At 41.0% G+C, this 16,406-nt stretch carries 15 protein-coding genes; 3 read left to right on the forward strand and 12 right to left on the reverse strand.

Annotation, left to right across the window (positions count from 1 at the left end; translation table 11 throughout):
* Positions 1-45: 45 nt before the first annotated feature.
* Complete coding sequence (locus tag EGN73_RS16065; protein WP_219292141.1) at positions 46-2,226, forward strand: TonB-dependent receptor; 2,181 nt, start codon at positions 46-48, stop codon at positions 2,224-2,226.
* Between the two features lie 132 nt (positions 2,227-2,358).
* On the opposite strand, the gene EGN73_RS16070 is transcribed toward EGN73_RS16065, so the two are convergent.
* On the reverse strand, positions 2,359-3,471 hold the full coding sequence (locus EGN73_RS16070; protein WP_246611616.1) for an ATP-binding protein: 1,113 nt from the start codon (positions 3,469-3,471) through the stop codon (positions 2,359-2,361).
* A 335-nt stretch (positions 3,472-3,806) separates the two neighbouring features.
* On the opposite strand from EGN73_RS16070, the gene EGN73_RS16075 reads away from it, so the two are divergent.
* The gene (locus tag EGN73_RS16075) at positions 3,807-4,400 is read left to right on the forward strand and encodes a hypothetical protein (protein WP_219292146.1); all 594 of its coding nucleotides are present in this window, start codon (positions 3,807-3,809) and stop codon (positions 4,398-4,400) included.
* A gap of 114 nt (positions 4,401-4,514) precedes the next feature.
* Here EGN73_RS16075 and arsB read toward each other — a convergent pair whose 3' ends face one another.
* The 7 genes from arsB to EGN73_RS16110 form a co-directional block, all read right to left on the reverse strand.
* Complete coding sequence (gene arsB, locus EGN73_RS16080) at positions 4,515-5,543, reverse strand: ACR3 family arsenite efflux transporter (protein ID WP_219292151.1); 1,029 nt, start codon at positions 5,541-5,543, stop codon at positions 4,515-4,517.
* Between the two features lie 141 nt (positions 5,544-5,684).
* On the reverse strand, positions 5,685-6,296 hold the full coding sequence (locus EGN73_RS16085) for a low molecular weight phosphatase family protein (RefSeq protein WP_219292154.1): 612 nt from the start codon (positions 6,294-6,296) through the stop codon (positions 5,685-5,687).
* A gap of 153 nt (positions 6,297-6,449) precedes the next feature.
* Positions 6,450-6,992, reverse strand: a complete 543-nt coding sequence (locus EGN73_RS16090) for a DUF6428 family protein (RefSeq protein ID WP_219292156.1) — start codon at positions 6,990-6,992, stop codon at positions 6,450-6,452.
* Positions 6,993-7,199: 207 nt separating this feature from the next.
* Entirely contained in the window at positions 7,200-7,529 is a 330-nt protein-coding gene (locus tag EGN73_RS16095) for an ArsR/SmtB family transcription factor (protein WP_076497924.1), read from the reverse strand.
* Between the two features lie 409 nt (positions 7,530-7,938).
* Positions 7,939-8,544 carry a hypothetical protein gene (locus EGN73_RS16100; RefSeq protein WP_219292159.1) on the reverse strand — a complete coding sequence of 202 codons (606 nt, stop codon included), beginning with the start codon at positions 8,542-8,544 and terminating at the stop codon, positions 7,939-7,941.
* Between the two features lie 6 nt (positions 8,545-8,550).
* Positions 8,551-10,947: a TonB-dependent receptor gene (locus tag EGN73_RS16105; protein ID WP_219292162.1), complete on the reverse strand. Its 2,397-nt coding sequence runs from the start codon at positions 10,945-10,947 to the stop codon at positions 8,551-8,553.
* 99 nt (positions 10,948-11,046) lie between these two features.
* Complete coding sequence (locus EGN73_RS16110) at positions 11,047-11,403, reverse strand: hypothetical protein (protein WP_219292165.1); 357 nt, start codon at positions 11,401-11,403, stop codon at positions 11,047-11,049.
* Between the two features lie 143 nt (positions 11,404-11,546).
* Between EGN73_RS16110 and EGN73_RS16115 the strand changes: the two genes are divergently transcribed.
* Positions 11,547-11,780 (forward strand): carbonic anhydrase, encoded by a 234-nt coding sequence (locus tag EGN73_RS16115; RefSeq protein ID WP_219292168.1) that lies wholly within the window; start codon positions 11,547-11,549, stop codon positions 11,778-11,780.
* Here the strand turns inward: EGN73_RS16115 and EGN73_RS16120 are convergent.
* The 4 genes from EGN73_RS16120 to EGN73_RS16135 are packed head-to-tail and all read right to left on the reverse strand — an operon-like array spanning position 11,747 to position 16,369.
* Entirely contained in the window at positions 11,747-12,796 is a 1,050-nt protein-coding gene (locus EGN73_RS16120) for a hypothetical protein (protein ID WP_246611617.1), read from the reverse strand. The genes EGN73_RS16115 and EGN73_RS16120 overlap by 34 nt on opposite strands.
* Positions 12,741-14,249, reverse strand: a complete 1,509-nt coding sequence (omp85, locus tag EGN73_RS16125; protein WP_246611618.1) for an Omp85 family outer membrane protein — start codon at positions 14,247-14,249, stop codon at positions 12,741-12,743. The genes EGN73_RS16120 and omp85 overlap by 56 nt, the downstream gene beginning before the upstream one ends.
* A gap of 25 nt (positions 14,250-14,274) precedes the next feature.
* Positions 14,275-15,651: a magnesium transporter gene (gene mgtE, locus EGN73_RS16130; protein WP_219292171.1), complete on the reverse strand. Its 1,377-nt coding sequence runs from the start codon at positions 15,649-15,651 to the stop codon at positions 14,275-14,277.
* Position 15,652: 1 nt separating this feature from the next.
* Positions 15,653-16,369 (reverse strand): MgtC/SapB family protein, encoded by a 717-nt coding sequence (locus tag EGN73_RS16135; RefSeq protein ID WP_219292173.1) that lies wholly within the window; start codon positions 16,367-16,369, stop codon positions 15,653-15,655.
* Positions 16,370-16,406 lie beyond the last annotated feature (37 nt).

The raw sequence follows: 16,406 nt of genomic DNA on the forward strand, positions 1-16,406 counted from the left end.
TCTCCTCAGCAGCCAGTACTATGTTAAATCAGATCAAGTATATCAATGAAAAAAATATTTATGTCCTGCCTTTTGGGCTTGGGACTATACGCCTTTGCTTTTGCACAGGAAATGAAGTTCGTCATCATGGACGAGCATGAAGGCACAGCACTGATGGGAGCGACTGCTTTGATATTGGAAAATAGAAAAGGGGCTGTTTCCGATGAAAATGGCCAATTGACAATGCCAGCACTGCCTGATGGGAAATATACCATCAGGTTTCAGTTGATCGGTTACGAGCGCAAGCAGCTGGTCATCAACTTACCTGAAGACCTCGCAAAGATGCCAATGGACGTGCTGCTACACGAGGAACACGACCACATGGAAACGGTCACCATCACTTCCACCAGGAGTTCACGAACGATAGAGGATATTCCTACCCGTGTGGAATTCATAGCAGGAGAAGAATTGGATGAAAAAGTAAACATGAAGCCTGGAGATATCCGGGTGCTCCTGAGTGAGAGTACGGGTATTCAGGTGCAGGTCACCTCACCAACTTCAGCTAATGCTTCTATCCGTATCCAGGGATTAGATGGAAGGTACACCCAGATTTTGAAAGATGGGTTTCCGCTATATTCAGGAGCAGCAAGCGGTTTGGGCTTATTACAGATCCCACCGCTTGATCTTCAGCAAGTGGAATTGATCAAAGGCTCCGCTTCCACACTCTACGGTGGTGGAGCAATAGCCGGATTGGTGAACTTGATTTCCAAAAGACCCACTGAAAGTGGTACTCTGGATTTTGTCTTCAACGGGACCAACGCAGGGGGATTTGATGTGTCGGGGTTCTATGGCAAGCGAAATGACAGGGTGGGTACCACACTTTTTGCGGCCTACAATACCAACTCTCCCTTTGACCCATCGGACATTGGGCTGAGCGCCATCCCAAAGTTTGACCGATTTACTTTCAACCCAAAGCTATTCCTCTACCCATCTTCTCGTACTGACCTTGAGTTGGGCGTCAACATTTCGGTAGAAGACCGCATCGGTGGAAACATGGATTTCTTGAGAGGAAAGAGGGAAAATCCTCTTGCCTTTATTGAAAGCAATCAAAGTGAGCGGGTCAGCTCACAGTTTGTACTCAATCATAGGCTCGAAGAAGGCAAAAGGCTACAGGTCAAAAACAGTTACAACTACTTCGACAGGAGGCTCAGTACAAGAGGCTATGATTTCAATGCCGTACAGCACTCCACCTTTACTGAGGTCAATTATCAACTGGATGGTAAGCAATCGGATTGGGTGTTTGGAGGGAACCTGTGGACAGAGGCATTTGTAGAGCAGCCTAATGGCAATTTTCCTGTACGTGATTACACCATGAACACGCTCGGTGCCTTTGCTCAGAACAATACCAATCTGAGTGAAAAATGGGTGCTGGAGTCTGGCTTGCGTACGGACTATGTACTGGATTATGGCTGGGCAGTGTTGCCAAGAATCGCTTTGCTATACCGCGCCAATATCAACTTCAGCTCCAGATTAGGTGGAGGATTGGGCTATAAGGCTCCTACGATTTTCACAGAAGAAAGCGAGCGCCTCCAGTACCAGAATATCAGACCTATAGATGCTGAAATAAATAGCTTGGAAAAAAGTTATGGCCTGAACTGGGACTTGAATTACAAGACTTCTCTTTTCGATGATCGACTTTTCTTTAGTGTAAATCACCTGTTTTTCTACACTTATTTGAACAACCCTCTTTTCTTGGAGACACTTGGAGGAAATGAATTCAGGTTTGTGAATATTGATGGATACAGTGATACCAAGGGTACAGAAACGAATATCAAATGGGAGTTGGGAGATTTCAAGTGGTTTATGGGATATACCTATACCCATGCCAGAATTGTGAGTAATGGAAATGTCAGTGAAAATCCCCTGACACCACGACATAGGATCAATTCAGTCTTGTTTTACGAAGTGCATGATCAGTGGAAAATCGGCTGGGAGTCTTACTATTTCAGTGAGCAGCAGTTGAGTGATGGTGCTGTAGGCCGACCGTATTGGATCATGGGTTTTATGGCGGAGAAGATTTGGGACAAGTTTTCGGTGTTTATCAATTTTGAGAACTTTCTTGATGCCCGTCAGACCCGTTTTGATACCATTTTCACAGGAAGCATCGATGCCCCAACTTTCAGAGAAATCTATGCACCACTGGATGGATTTGTGATCAATGGGGGAGTGAAGCTGAGGTTGAAATAAGAAAATTAGGCCGAATATTTAGATTATAATCTAAATATTCGGCCTAATTTTTAGAATATGTTTGAAATCTTAGGCATGTTTTTTCAAGAGATATAACTTTTCCAAAGTTCAAAACTTTGGAAAAGTTACTTTTTATAAGAGAAATTGTTCAAAATTAGATCTGTTGACCAAAACGGTTTCGTTTTCAGGGTAAGTAGTCAGAAAGGACGCTGGAAACCTAACTTTTTGCTCTTTCCATTTAAATTCGTAAGCATGGAGGATTCCATCGATTTCTTCTATGTAATCAATTTCGGCCCTATCATGTGTTCTCCAAAAATAGGAGTTGACGAACCTACCTTGATAATTATTGATTTTCATCCTTTCCGAAATCAAGAAGTTTTCCCAGAGTGCGCCTTTATCCAAGCGCATTTCAGGTTGGGAGAAATTGCTGATCAATACGTTTCGGATCCCAATATCATAGAAATAATATTTTTTGCCCTTTTTAATTTCATTTCTCAGATTTCTGCTGAATGCCGGAAGTTTGAAAATGACAAAAGCTTTCTCCAAAAGATCTAAGTATTTTTCAACTGTTGCAGTATCAATGTTACCAATGGTTTGTGCGAGTTCGTGATAGCTGACTTCACTTCCAACCTGGAATGCCAAAGCTTTAAGCAATTTGTCTATATGACTTGGTTTCCTAATATTATCAACTTGTAAAACATCCTTGTAAAGGTAACTTTGGGCAATTTCTACCAATATTTCCTTTTCTCTGCCAGGATTATTAACCACATCTGGGTAGGAGCCATACACCAAGCGTGTATCCAATAGACGCTTGGCTTCCAAGATTGAGCTATTGGCTACAATTTCCTTATAACTGATGGGATAAAGATGATAGCTTTTTTTTCTTCCTGTAAGTGGTTCTGCTGTTTGGTTCTGCAGTTCAAATGCAGAAGAACCTGTAGCTATAACCTGAATATCCGCTTTGCTATCAAATATCAGTTTGAGTTTTTTCCCAATTTCAGGTATCTGTTGAGCTTCATCGATGACCACTAATTTATTGTTTTGACCAATCAATTGTAGCAGTTGAGTGCTAGTGGTGGCATTGTTGAAAGCTTCGAACACATCGGATTCATCTGCATTTAGCCAAGAAGTTGGCAGGTTCAACTGGCTTACCAACTCTTGCAAAAGTGTGGTTTTGCCAACTTGACGGGCACCAAAGAGAAGGATAATTTTTCCCTGAAAGCAACTTTTTATGATACTTTCCATTAGATCCCTTCTTAGCATATTCGTATATTTTATTCACTTCGAATATAGAAGAAAAAAATTATAATCGAAAAATTAGGCCTAATTTTTCGATTATATTCTAAATATTCGGCCTATTTTCTAGAATTGAATAAGCAATATCATCCTCGATTAAGAAAATCTTTTTCTAACGAATGAAAGAATTAAGATTTGATTAAGTACCAATTATAGTAATGATTGCTCTTAAATTGTTAATATTTCTTACAAATTATAAAGAATTAGTTAAGCCTTCTTAAACAAATTTTTTATTAAATAAATTAAATACAATTTCAATATTTAAATGTAAAACTTTATTTATTATGAAAAAATATCTACACATTTCAATGACCTGTCTCTTATGCTTGTTGCCTATGATCAGTTTTTCTCAAGAGATAGACTCAAAACTTGAATACACTATTGGTGGTGGGGCATCCATTGATGGTAATAATCTTCTTTGGGGAATGAATATGGGAACTGAATTAAACTATCGTTTCGCCAAACGGTTCTCATTAAATACAGGAGTCTCGTTTTATCAGTCTTTGGGAAACCTGGAAACAAATGAATCCTCCGATTTAGATCAATCCTCCGGAATTTTCATAAGTCCCACGTTGAGATATGATATTTTACAAAGGGACTCAGGCTTCAAGCTAGCTTTTGGAGCCGGGCCTTCGCTTCAGTTAGGTGGCGAATCCGTAAGGCAAAGAAATTTCTTCAATCCGCAGGATCCTGTTCCATTTACAATAATCAATAAGTATCAAAGGCTAGGTCTATTACTTGAACTTGAAGCAGAATGGAAATCCAAGAACCCAAATATCAAAAATGCATTGGGTATATCTGCTTTTGGAGCAGATGGTTATTTCCCATGGTTTATTAATACAACATACAAAGTAAGATTTCAGGCAGGAAAAAAGTAAAGTTGGTGTAGGTTAGGAAAATGGTTGAAACATTATGGAAATAATATTGAAATATGATTGAAATACATTAGAAATAGGGTTTTTCCATATTTCGCCGAAGGCATATTTCAATTTTTAATACCTCCACTTATTCGCCAAACTAACCAAATGTAGCATTACTGGGACTTCTACAAGCACTCCCACGACTGTGACCAAAGCAGCTGGGCTGTCCAAGCCAAATAAGGCAATGGCCACAGCGACGGCCAGTTCAAAGAAATTACTCGCTCCGATCATCGAGGCTGGTGCACACACTGCATGTCTAAGCTTTAGCTTTCTTCCCCCAAACCAAGCAATAAAAAAGATAAAGTAAGTTTGAATAATCAAGGGTACGGCAATCAGTAAGATTATCAATGGATTATTCAGGATATTGGGTCCTTGGAAGGCAAAAAGCAAGATCAAGGTCAGTAATAAGGCAATGATGCTTACCGGTTTGAATTTGGGCAAGAATTCATTTTTAAACCACTCCTCTCCACTTTTGGCAATCAGGCTTTTATTGGTAATGACCCCTGCTATCAATGGAATCACCACAAATATCACTACAGAGGCAACCAGGGTTTCATAAGGTACAGTCACATTGGTAATGCCCAATAGAAAACCTACCAATGGCACAAAGGCCACCAAAATGATCAGGTCATTGACAGAAACCTGTACCAATGTATAATTGGGATCTCCATCAGTGAGGTAAGACCAAACAAACACCATAGCAGTACAAGGTGCCACACCCAGCAAGATGGCTCCTGCAATGTATTCCCCTGCCATATCCGGTTCGATGTAAGCCGAGTACAATTGGTCAAAGAAAATCCATGCGAAAAAGGCCATCGTAAAGGGCTTGATCAGCCAGTTGATTACCAATGTCCAGACCAATCCTTTTGGTGCTTTGCCGACTCCTTTGATACTTCCAAAGTCAATCTGCAACATCATGGGATAAATCATCAGCCAGATCAGAATGGCAATGGGTAGGTTGACATTGTAGATTTCCAAATCCGACAAGACCGAGATATCATCTCCCGCCAAATGACCGATCAGAATCCCCACACCTATACACAAGGCAACCCATAGGGTTAAATATTTTTCGAAAAAGGCGATTTTTTTGGTTTCTGACATTGCTCTAAGTTTTATTGGCAACTGTTTTTATCTTTCATTGTATATATGGACTGATACTTATTGATATTAGCTCCGCGATATTGATAGATATTTGGTTTGAGCCAGAAACAATATCAATCAATATCCAATATCTACCAATATCTATTTTTTAATCCTTGAAAACACGTACAGCATTTCAGAGGCAATCTGCAAAGACCTTTTATCATACATTTCTACTTCCTGATCGGTGTCGTCAAAGGCTTTTGGATCTTCGTAGCGAACGGGAATTCTGGCTTCAGCACCAAGGATAAAGGGGCAGTTTTCATCTGCATGGGAGCAAGTCATCACTGCTGCAAATCCTTTGGGAGCATTGGCAGCATCGTCATAGACTTTGCTGAAGGTAACAATGGGATCCTTATCTTCTGAATAGAAAACAAAATACTTAGGATTTACTTCGCCTTCTTTGCTGACCTTGAATCCAAATCTTGTGATCGAAGCCACCGCCCTTTCATTGAAGGCCGTGACTTCCACACCTCCTGAAAAGGAGTTGATGTCTATGCCAAAAAAGGCTGCAGCCACTTTTCCCCAGATTTGCGAAAATTGGCTTCTTCGGGAATTGTGCGTACAGATAAAATTCAGGTTGATTTCCTGATTTTGATCGGCTTTCTGTTGTACATAGTCAATCAGAACTTGAAGTACGGCTTTGCGTTCTTCGCTTATCGGAAGCGCCAGGGCCTGCTCGATGTGGGATTGGAGGGTGGGGTATAGGTTCATATTTTTGAGAAACAAGAGACAAGAGACAAGAAACAAGAGACAAAGCCTGCCCCATATCAGGGAGACAAGAAATAAGAATCAAGATTGTCTAGTCTCTCGCTTCTCGATTCTATTCTCTGTCTTGTATCTTGTATCTTAAATCTTGTGTCTGGTTTAACAGCATCCCGATCCAGGTTCACAGCTATTTGCTGACTGTAGAGAGGCAAGTGAAACTCTTATTTTTGGTTTTTCGGAAACAGGGCCACAGCAAGCGGCAGCTTTTTCTTCAGGTGTGGAAGCCCGATCTTTGGCTTTGCAGGTGGTTTGGTCTGGCGTGAGTTGTACGATCAAGGCATTTCCAGTGTCTTTGATATTGTAGATGGGAAGTACGGCGGTAGGGAACACAGCATTGCCATATTCAAACTTGATCTCTGCATCGGGATAGGTTTCCCTCACCTTATTGACTACATCAAAGATCTTCATGGCCTTGCTGGTATCCACTGCATGGTCCGGTTCAGGAATTTCATTTTCCCAAAGTTGGATATGCACTTCTGACCATTGGTTGCGGATTCCTCCGCAGTCTACGGTATCGAAGTTCACGTTTTTGATTTCTGTTATGTGATAGTCCGTTCTGACATATTGTCCAGACTGGTATTCAAAAAAAAGGGCCTTTTCAGGGTTTTCTTGAAGGGTTTTGGTGAATTCGGTTGTTTTCATAGTGTTGCACGCAAAGGCACAAAAGCGCCAAGTTTTTTTAAGTATATATTAGACACTAGAAATAAGAAGAAGTACTTATTTGTTAATTATTGAGACATCTGAAGTCTAACATTCAGAAACTGATTTCTTTTCGATTTAGAAGTCCAAAACAACATAAATTCACGAACCCAAGTCTTGAATCTTGTATCTAGCATCTTGTGTCTTAAACTAACAGCATCCCGATATCTTCGGAAAACCGCTGAATAAGTCTTGGAATAGGTTTTGCACTTCTGCCCATCGAATGGGGTCAATACAATAATTCACAGAAACACCTTCTATGCTTCCTTTGATCAGCCCGATTTCCTTTAGTTCACGGAGGTGCTGGGAAATGGTGGCCTGCGCCAATCCCAGTTCTTGAACCAAATCTCCATTGATACATGAGTTGGCTTGGATCAGGTATTCAAGAATGGCTACTCGTGCCGGATGCGCAAAAACCTTGGCTACTTTGGCCAGTTCGTTTTGCTTTTCTGTGAAGAGATCTGTTTTGGTGACACCCATTTTATAAAGGAGGAATTAAGAAGGTAGAAGGATGAATTTTGAAATAAAGTAGAGATATGATTGATATACTGTTGAAATATAAAAGGTTATGCATTGCTTATTATATTATTTAGCCGAGGCTTAATTCTATCATATTTCAATTGTATGTCAACTATATTTCGCTGAAAGCATATATCAAATTTATTTTACTTATTATTACATCGCAATATTACGATAATAAATGTTATCAAGTTTAATTTTTTCCGATTATTTTTCCATAATTCTTATCAAGGCGGAAAAACCAAAGCAGCAGCTTTGCGGAGGATTACTTCTCATACTGCCTATCATGCCGGACGGTTGGCCATTGTGCTAAAGTATGGGAAATAAAGAAACCAGTCCTGAATATTTGGACTGGCTTTTTATTTGATTCTTATTCTTCGATAGTCATTTCAAAAGTAATGTCAAAATCCACATCTCCATCATTTACACTGGAAGTAGCTGTCTTAACACCCGGTTGATGTGCAAGCCAAACCCTAAATGTTCCGTTTTCTAAGGGTCCACCTGTGGTCCATCTTGTTCTTAGTCCTAGTGGGAGGCCATTGTCATCAAAATCGAGGTAATTAATCTCTCCATCTCTATTTTGGATATTTCCATTGCCTGCTGGACTTGAAAAGGCATTATTGGTAAACTCAAAAAACATCTGATGCTCATCGTCCTCGTCAAGAATTTCTTCCTGCACATCCTCCACAGGATTGACTAACCTATTAAGCAACTCGAAAGTTAGGGTATAGGTAGTATTTGCTTTTAGTGTAAATGGCTGCACGGTAAAGCTTGAATTAACTGCAAGTCCACCTGTTGGATCTTCAGCAAGTGCCCTTACGACAGTACCATCTTCTGCGGTGAAAATGAGTTCTATGTCAGTGAAGATTTCTACCTCATTTTCCTCTTCTGGAGCTTCAGCTTCCTGACAGGAAAAACCGATAGAGATGATGAACAAAAGCATCAACAGTTGGCGTAGTTTGTTTTGATTTTTCATAAGTAATTAGAATTTATAGTGAACGTTTAACATGATATTTCTTCCTAGATCATCCGCGAAAAAACGCATGGCATTGAGGTAATCTCTATACCGGGTATTCAGCGAATTGTGTACTTGCAGACCGATAGCAAACTTTCCCTTTTCTACTTTGGCATAACCGTTCAGCAGAAAATATCCCGGAGGCGGTGCCATGAAGTCAAAGATTTCGGAGCTCAAATCGATCTGAACATTTCCTTCAATCAGATCCCTTATCTGAATCTCCCTTGGCGCCTGAAACTGACGGAAAGTATACATGGGTTGCAATGCAACTTTTAGATTGTCAAAAGGCCCTACATTCTTTTTCGAATAGGCCAATTCGTAATTCAAATTGATGGGAGGTTGATTGATCAGTGGCTCGTTTCTTTCCACATTTTGGGACCAAATGAAACTCCCCCCTATCCGGCTTTCCCAATTGCCTGAATGTTGAATTTCATACGTCATATCCAGACCCGTAAAAAAAGCATTGGCCTGATCAAAAATGTAAGTAGGCATGGGACCTCTTAAAGTACCGACCACACCTATGGGACGCCAGAAAATAAAGTTTGCGATATAATTTGCATACACTGAGGCACTGAACCGGTTGTTTTGTCCGATTACTTCAATTTCGTTGACCCATTTATAGCTCTGTTCTGCCTGCACATTACTTTCTGCAATCGGCACTACGCGGTCATTTCTTAAATTGCCTTCGCTATCTTCTTCATACCTTAGCAAACCGAACATCTGTCTGGCCTCGTGTTGTCCAAAGCTATATAGCTCAGCCATGTTTGGTGGCCTCCACCCTGTACCCACATTGGATCTGAAAGTGGTAGTGTTGTTGATCTGATTGATGTACCCCAAAGACGCAGAAAAGTTGGAAAAGGTAAAAAGGTCTGAAAAAGGAGCCTGCGTCCTTTCCCTACCTGCTACGGAATTTCTCTCGTAATCATACCTAAGTCCAAATTCCCATTCCGAATTTTGATAGCTGAGGGTTTCCACCCAAAAAAGACTTGCCCTGAAACTTTCATAATTTGGAATAAAAGGAGTCACACTGGTACCGGGATTGTTTCCGTTTGATTGCGCCAATAATTGACCTCCAATTACACCTTCAATATTGGGAGCCAAACGGTGTGTCCAATCAGCCTGAATGTCGTGCGTGGTCAGGTTAAGGTCAATAATCGGTAAATCCGCATTTCTCCTCACATCATACTCTTCCCTGGCATTGGATTGAAATGCATATCGGAAACTGAAATAGTTGTCCTGCCAGGGATTCCAATCCAGTTTGACGGAAGCCAAGTGATGCGTGACAAACTGGTTGGGTTCATTGATATCATAAGAAAAATCACGGATGATCACCGGCCTATCCGCCTCAAAGTTTCTGATCAAAGCTGCACCACTGCTGCCAATAGAAGCCCTGAGAATACCAAGGTTCTGACGCATAAAACTGTAATTAGCTCTAGCTACCAGATTTTCAGCTATTTTGTACCTACCTCCAGAATATATGCTATACTCTCTGGCACCTGTATTGGTCAACATATAATCAGGAGTTTGTCTATCTCCGACAATATTCATATTGCCCCCAAAGTTCCAGCTAAATCGATCGTACCCTTCAGACAGATTAAAACCTGAATTGTATCCCCTTCCATTTGTTTGAAAACCAGAAGATATAGAGCCGTTCAGGCCTGTTTGAAATGGAAGACTATGGGATTCCGTAATCACAGCTCCACCCAAAGCGTCTGGCCCATACCTCACAGCAGCAGCACCTTTCACAACCGATATGGATTCTGCACTCTGAATATCGATTTCCGGTGCATGATCCGATCCCCAATTTTGAAAACCATGCTTAAAGCCATTATTCAATATCAAAATCCTATTTCCGTAAAGGCCGTGAATAATTGGTAGCTGAATATTCGAACCGAATGAAGCAAAAGACACCCCTTGTATGCCTCCCAATAGTGTTCCTAAGGAAGCGGTTACATTCCTGCCGATTTCTTCACTTCCTATGTTACTGATCGAAAGACTTCTAGTTCCGTCTTGCCTGAACTTTTCGCCTTGAACCTCTACAGCTGTAAGGCTGGTTTCATCCGGTTCCAAAAAGATTAAATTCACCTTATCCGGTTCCAATTTTACTTCTTGGGTTTGATAACCCATGTAAAATAGCTGTGCATTGAAAGGTTGTTTTTTTTGAACCTCAAAAGAAAAGGCACCATCCTTGTCAGATGCCTGTCTGATTTTTGGTTCTGTTTCAAGCTGGATGATCGCCCCTATCAAAGGCTCTTTGCTTTGGGCATCATAGACTATTCCCCTCAATGAGGCTTGACCTTGAGCCCACAGAGGACTTAAGAACAGGAATAATCCAAGTATGCCTAAATACAGTGATTTAGTCATTTGGAATGAATTTTTAGAAAATCTGTTGGATAAGGCATTGCACAGCTTAAGCCCTTAGGAAACTAAAAGACAGGCACATACCTAGAGGGTTACTTGTATTTAAACTGTGGTAGGGGGGCCGCGTAGTGTCTCGGAGCCTAAAAGTAAACTTTCAAATGCTGGTTTATCATAAACCAGCTCAAGTAAAATGCAATTGATCTCTGGAACTTCAGGGATATCAATACTTGGATTTGAGAATTGAAACAAAGGGTTTGAGATCAAATCCCAAAAAATCAATTCTTCCTCTGTATGCTCGTGATCTTCATTTCCATCCTGTATAGGATGCGCGTGGCTAATAAATTCACCTTGCGTTCCAATATGAAAATGCCTGTTCTGAAACCCATTCCACAGCATCATCAGCCACACCATTAGCGGCATCATTCCTAAAAGTCTGCTATGACGGATAGAACCTAACATTCTTCAAAGAAAAATAAAAAATTTTCTATAAGCAACTCTATTGCAAAATATGGCTGTTAAAAAACCTACTCATTCCATCTTAGTGACTTTGAATACAGAATGTAAGGATTCTATATTTCACATTTGGATGGCTTAATCCAAATTTGAATGATACGTCACCTTTTCTTTATTTTGATTGCTTTACTGATTTTTATGAAAAAGCCATAGAAGCTAATGTAATGCATGGCATTCACGAACTCAAAAATAAAGTGCGCAATGTCAATCAATTGATTGAAGCTAAGAAATTAAGAGTAGTCGGCGCCATTTATGATGTGGATACAGGAAAAGTCCATTTTGGAAGAAATCAATTGATCGCCTCTATTTTATTTAGAAAGTAAAGCAAATCTTTACTGATTAGAGAAATCTGGGATTCCAATTGATCCAACATTTCCGACCTGCTTTTCAAAAGTTCAGGAGAATATTCCCCTCCATCAGAAAATAAAATAGCAACACCCTCATCATTCATATTATAGGCTTCCCATCTTTCCAAAAGCTGCTCTTTTAAAGAAACCTCTTGATTATTGTTATTTTTACTATTGAAGTAATACCAAGTGGAGGGCGGGAAATAAGCAGGCCTATCTTCTGACTCATAAACATCCCTGAGAATATTTTTCGAATGCCTGATCACAACTCTTTTATCCAATCTCAAAATGGAAAGCCCAAGAAAAACCTCGGTCAAACCTCCTGCTATTCCTATGTATTCAGGCCAATCATTTCGGGAATTGTCTGCGGCCAAAATAAACCCTGTACCTACTCCTACAATAGCTCCGGTAATGATTGCCGCCACAGTCAGGTTTCTTTCTTTCTTCCTCAGTTCTTTTTCCAAGAAAGAAGCTATTTGCTCGGCCTTTTCTTCTTCACAATCTATTGCAGACATTAGAGAGTGAAGTTCAATATCCATCTTCATGATTTTCCCAAAAATCCTTGTCTTCAGCTCCAGCTTCTCAATCCTTTCAAGATCCTCAATCAAATAGTTCTCCAAATCATCCACCACATTTAAGGCGATGGCCATATCAATGAATTTATCATCAAAGTTTTCTTGAAGTTTCATCCCGATTTTGAGAGAGTCTGCCAAAAAACTATCCTCCCCACTCTCAAAATTCAATCCCTGTAAACATTCTCCCTGAAAGGCTGTAGGTGAAGTCACCACTTTATTTCCAATACAGGAACAATTTAAAAACAGGACAAGCAAAAAAAGCTTCCCAAAAAATCCGAGCGAAAAAAAACAGCTACTTTGCTTCATATTTGACAAAGTAGCTGTTTTTCCTAGAATGGTCAAAGCCAAAAGTCGCCTAATCTTAGAAAATATGACCAAAGCCAAAGAAGAACTGGCCTCCTTCTCTACTCTGGGCATAGTCTAATCTTAATATGGTGGATTGGTTCCAAGCTATTCTGCCACCTAAACCTGGAGCGCCTCTGAAATTGTTCAGTTGTACATCACTCAATCCTTCCCAAACGGTTCCAAAATCATAAAATGGAGTAAGCCCTAAAGCAAAATGTTGATTGAAGGCATTAAAGTCATGCAATCTGGCACGCATTTCCAAATTGACCAAGCCAACTGTAGGAGCCATAAACCTAGCTTCCCTATAGCCTCTCAGTGATCTACCACCTCCAAGAACCAAAATCCCTCCAGCCTCGGCTTGGGAAGACAGATCCCACATTTCGATAAAGTTAATATTAGGCCCGAAAATATGCCCAAAGGCCGCCAGCCCCGCAAAAGTCAACCTGTTACGCTCATTTTTCCATCTATGAAATGTATGGATAAACTGTCCCTGCACCATAAACTTGTTGAAGTTGAAGTCAGAACCCAACCAAGGAGCGGAATATTCATGGGAATACTGCAAGAATACCCCTTTGGAAGGATCTGGTTCCAGGTCTCTTGTGTCGTAAATCAAAGCAGCAGCCAGCATAGAGGTGAACTTGAAACCATCAGAGAAACCGGACAAATTGAATCTGTCCCAAGTACCATCATTGATCTGTTGATTGACCAATGTCTGTCTTTGAACCGCCTCTACTTCTGTTCCATCAGCCAAGAAAGCTTCCTCGGCAATCTGCCCCGTATAATCTTCAAAAGCTGTAAATAAAGCTTCATAGCCAAACATTAAGCGCAGCTTTCCACCCATTTCTACCCTTTCACCTAAGGCATTGAAAAGCAGTTCTCTTTGGATAAATTGATTGTAGTGAGTGTCCGTCTGAAGTCTGCCGCCATTACCTGGTACCGCGATTTTCAGATTTTCTTCGTAGTCATTTACTCTGTTGAACTGTCGGATACCGCCTTCAGCACCTGCCGATTTGTCCTGAAAACTTAGGTTATTGAGTGATTCCCGACCTATACCCCAGTATTGGGCATTGGGGTCTTCCCATATTACAGCATCTGCCCTCATTCTCCATTTGGAATTGAAGATATAAGGCACGTCTAAATTGACTGCTGCTCTAACCCTTCCATTTTCAAAAATGAAAAACTCAGTATTGATGCTATACCTGTATGGTGTATAGTAGAAGAATGGATCTTCCTTGGTTTTATTCTGGAAGAAAAACACATTCCCACCTATTCCAAATCCACGGATAGGATCAAATTCAAACCTGGGCAAACCCGTCACAAAGAACCCTTCCTTTTTGTTTAGGATATCTTCTCGGGAGAGTTTTTTGTCATCGGACAACTCAAAGGGCAAGCTGATTGTGTCCAGAATGGCTAAACGGTCAGTGTTTTTGTGAGCTTCTGGATCTCTCACTCCTATAGCAGCTTCTTGAGCCAAGAGATGATTTGCTGATGCAAATACCAGAAATAGTAGTAGTATTCTTTTCATGACGATAGATAAGTATAAGTTGGTTTTAAAGCCCTAGTAATGTTATAGTTACAGTAAAATAAATCAGTAGACCTGTGATATCCACTACTGTGGTAATGGCTGGCGATGCTGCCACTGCCGGGTCACCCCCAAATCTTCTGACCAATAATGGTAAGCTGGCCCCAATGCATGTCGCAGTAATCACTTGCAGGGAAAGTGCCAAAGAAATCACCATTGCCAGTTGAGTAAGTGTATATTCTGACGGTATACTGGTTTCCCAGCTCAGGAAGAGCACTTTCAGGAAAGCCAATACGCCCAAACACACGGCTAGCATTGTTGAAATTTTAAACTCTTTGAAGACAATGGTCAACCATTGTTTGGGGCTGATTTGCCCCAGTGCAAGTGCCCTCACGATAACCGTAGCTGCCTGAGAACCTGAGTTGCCACCTGTATCTGCGACCATAGGCATGTACAGCGCCAAAATGATCAATGCCTCCAAGGTGGATTCGAAGCGATGGATAATCATTCCTGAAATGATTCCGACAGCAGCCAATGAAACGATCCAGACCACCCGTTTTCTAAAATGCTGCCAGCTGGAAGTATGGGCATAGTCATTTTCGGAGCTTTCAGACATGATCCCCATAAACTTCTCCATGTCTTCTGTGTGCTCTGCCCGTATGACTTCAATGGCATCATCTTGGGTCACTATACCTACCAGCTGTCCGGAATGATTCAGTACTGGAATAGCCAGCAAGTCATAATCCTCGATTTTTTTTGCTACTTCCTCCCTGTCCTCATCTACAAGAGCCTGAACAAAATTTTCATGAAGGATTTCTGATATCAACTGATTCGGAGATGCCATAATCATGTCTTTGAGAGAGACAAAACCTACCATCTTCATTCTATGATCTACTACATAGATATAATAGATCATTTTCTTGGAAGGAGAATCTCTCCGGACCTTTGCCATGGCCGAATCCACAGTCATACTTGCCTGTATGGTGGCAAAGTCAGTACTCATGATTCCCCCGGCAGTTTCGGGCGGATAAGCAGACAGCTTGATCACATCCTCTCTGGCTACTTTGCTTAAATAAGGCAAAATCGCCGCTTGCTCTTCCTGTGACATGTGTTGGTAAAGGTCACACCTGTCATCTGAAGCCATGTTTTCAAATATCGGAGCAAAACGCTTTTTGCTGATTTGCTGAAAAAAACCAAGTTGACGGGCGATATCAAAGTGTGAAAAGATTTTTGCCTGCTCTTCAGCCTCGAAATAATCAAAAGCTTCCAAAATACTGGCCTCTTCCAACTGTTCCAATGCTTCGGCCACCTCTACTGATGGCATTTTCTGCAAGGCAGGAATCAATTCCCTTACTTTTTGCTTTTCAGCGATAACGACCCAGTTTTCATTTTCCATCCCTCTCATATTATTGATCGTTTTGCTGTCCTTCTATTTCCCAAGTCACTTCCATCACCCCATATTCCAAAAGAAGTTTCCCCGCAAGGGTTTCCATTATTCCATCTTTGTTTCCGTATGAAACTATTTTTGCTTCCACAAAAGCGTGATTTGGGTTCCCATTATCAAAACTTTTCAAGGATTGAAGCCTCAGACTACCATCGGATTTAATGGTCTCAAGCATCATTACCCTAAGGTGGTTTTCTACTTTATCCAGGCATTTGATCTGAAAACTGTAGAAAAAAGTTCCTGAATTCACATCGGCAGGAAGGTCCGGGATGGAATTAACTCTCCTTCCAATCGGCCTAAGTCCAAGGTGTGCCAGCATCACAGCACCAGCTGTGATCATCGCCTCAGGATAAAGCCCAACTCCTGACAAGGAGCCGACGGCTGCAGAACACCAGATCGTTGCAGCTGTATTCAGCCCTTGCACATTAAAGCCATCCTTCATAATCACACCTGCTCCCAAAAACCCTATACCGGTTACGATCTGTCCGGCTACTCTTGATGGATCTCCTTGGTCTCCAGTCAGGGATACGGATAAAAGTATAAAGGCAGCGGCACCCATAGATACCAAGGTGTTGGTTCTCAGTCCTGCACTTTTTTGCCTATACTGTCTTTCAAAACCTATGGCTGCACCTAAGAAAAATGCCAGCCCTAGTCGTAATACAAATTCAAATAATGTCATATTGACCTCCTTTTTTTGATTTATTTTTGGCAAAACC

It is taken from the genome of Arthrospiribacter ruber (genome assembly GCF_019343195.1).
Lineage (GTDB): Bacteria > Bacteroidota > Bacteroidia > Cytophagales > Cyclobacteriaceae > Arthrospiribacter > Arthrospiribacter ruber.

Bases quoted from the DNA above. Each gene is read 5' to 3' on its own strand.
- EGN73_RS16065 (WP_219292141.1), top strand. From the start codon at position 46: ATGAAAAAAATATTTATGTCCTGCCTTTTGGGCTTGGGACTATACGCC.
- EGN73_RS16070 (WP_246611616.1), bottom strand. From the start codon at position 3,471: ATGGAAAGTATCATAAAAAGTTGCTTTCAGGGAAAAATTATCCTTCTC.
- EGN73_RS16075 (WP_219292146.1), top strand. From the start codon at position 3,807: ATGAAAAAATATCTACACATTTCAATGACCTGTCTCTTATGCTTGTTG.
- arsB (WP_219292151.1), bottom strand. From the start codon at position 5,543: ATGTCAGAAACCAAAAAAATCGCCTTTTTCGAAAAATATTTAACCCTA.
- EGN73_RS16085 (WP_219292154.1), bottom strand. From the start codon at position 6,296: ATGAACCTATACCCCACCCTCCAATCCCACATCGAGCAGGCCCTGGCG.
- EGN73_RS16090 (WP_219292156.1), bottom strand. From the start codon at position 6,992: ATGAAAACAACCGAATTCACCAAAACCCTTCAAGAAAACCCTGAAAAG.
- EGN73_RS16095 (WP_076497924.1), bottom strand. From the start codon at position 7,529: ATGGGTGTCACCAAAACAGATCTCTTCACAGAAAAGCAAAACGAACTG.
- EGN73_RS16100 (WP_219292159.1), bottom strand. From the start codon at position 8,544: ATGAAAAATCAAAACAAACTACGCCAACTGTTGATGCTTTTGTTCATC.
- EGN73_RS16105 (WP_219292162.1), bottom strand. From the start codon at position 10,947: ATGACTAAATCACTGTATTTAGGCATACTTGGATTATTCCTGTTCTTA.
- EGN73_RS16110 (WP_219292165.1), bottom strand. From the start codon at position 11,403: ATGTTAGGTTCTATCCGTCATAGCAGACTTTTAGGAATGATGCCGCTA.
- EGN73_RS16120 (WP_246611617.1), bottom strand. From the start codon at position 12,796: ATGCCCAGAGTAGAGAAGGAGGCCAGTTCTTCTTTGGCTTTGGTCATA.
- omp85 (WP_246611618.1), bottom strand. From the start codon at position 14,249: ATGAAAAGAATACTACTACTATTTCTGGTATTTGCATCAGCAAATCAT.
- mgtE (WP_219292171.1), bottom strand. From the start codon at position 15,651: ATGAGAGGGATGGAAAATGAAAACTGGGTCGTTATCGCTGAAAAGCAA.
- EGN73_RS16135 (WP_219292173.1), bottom strand. From the start codon at position 16,369: ATGACATTATTTGAATTTGTATTACGACTAGGGCTGGCATTTTTCTTA.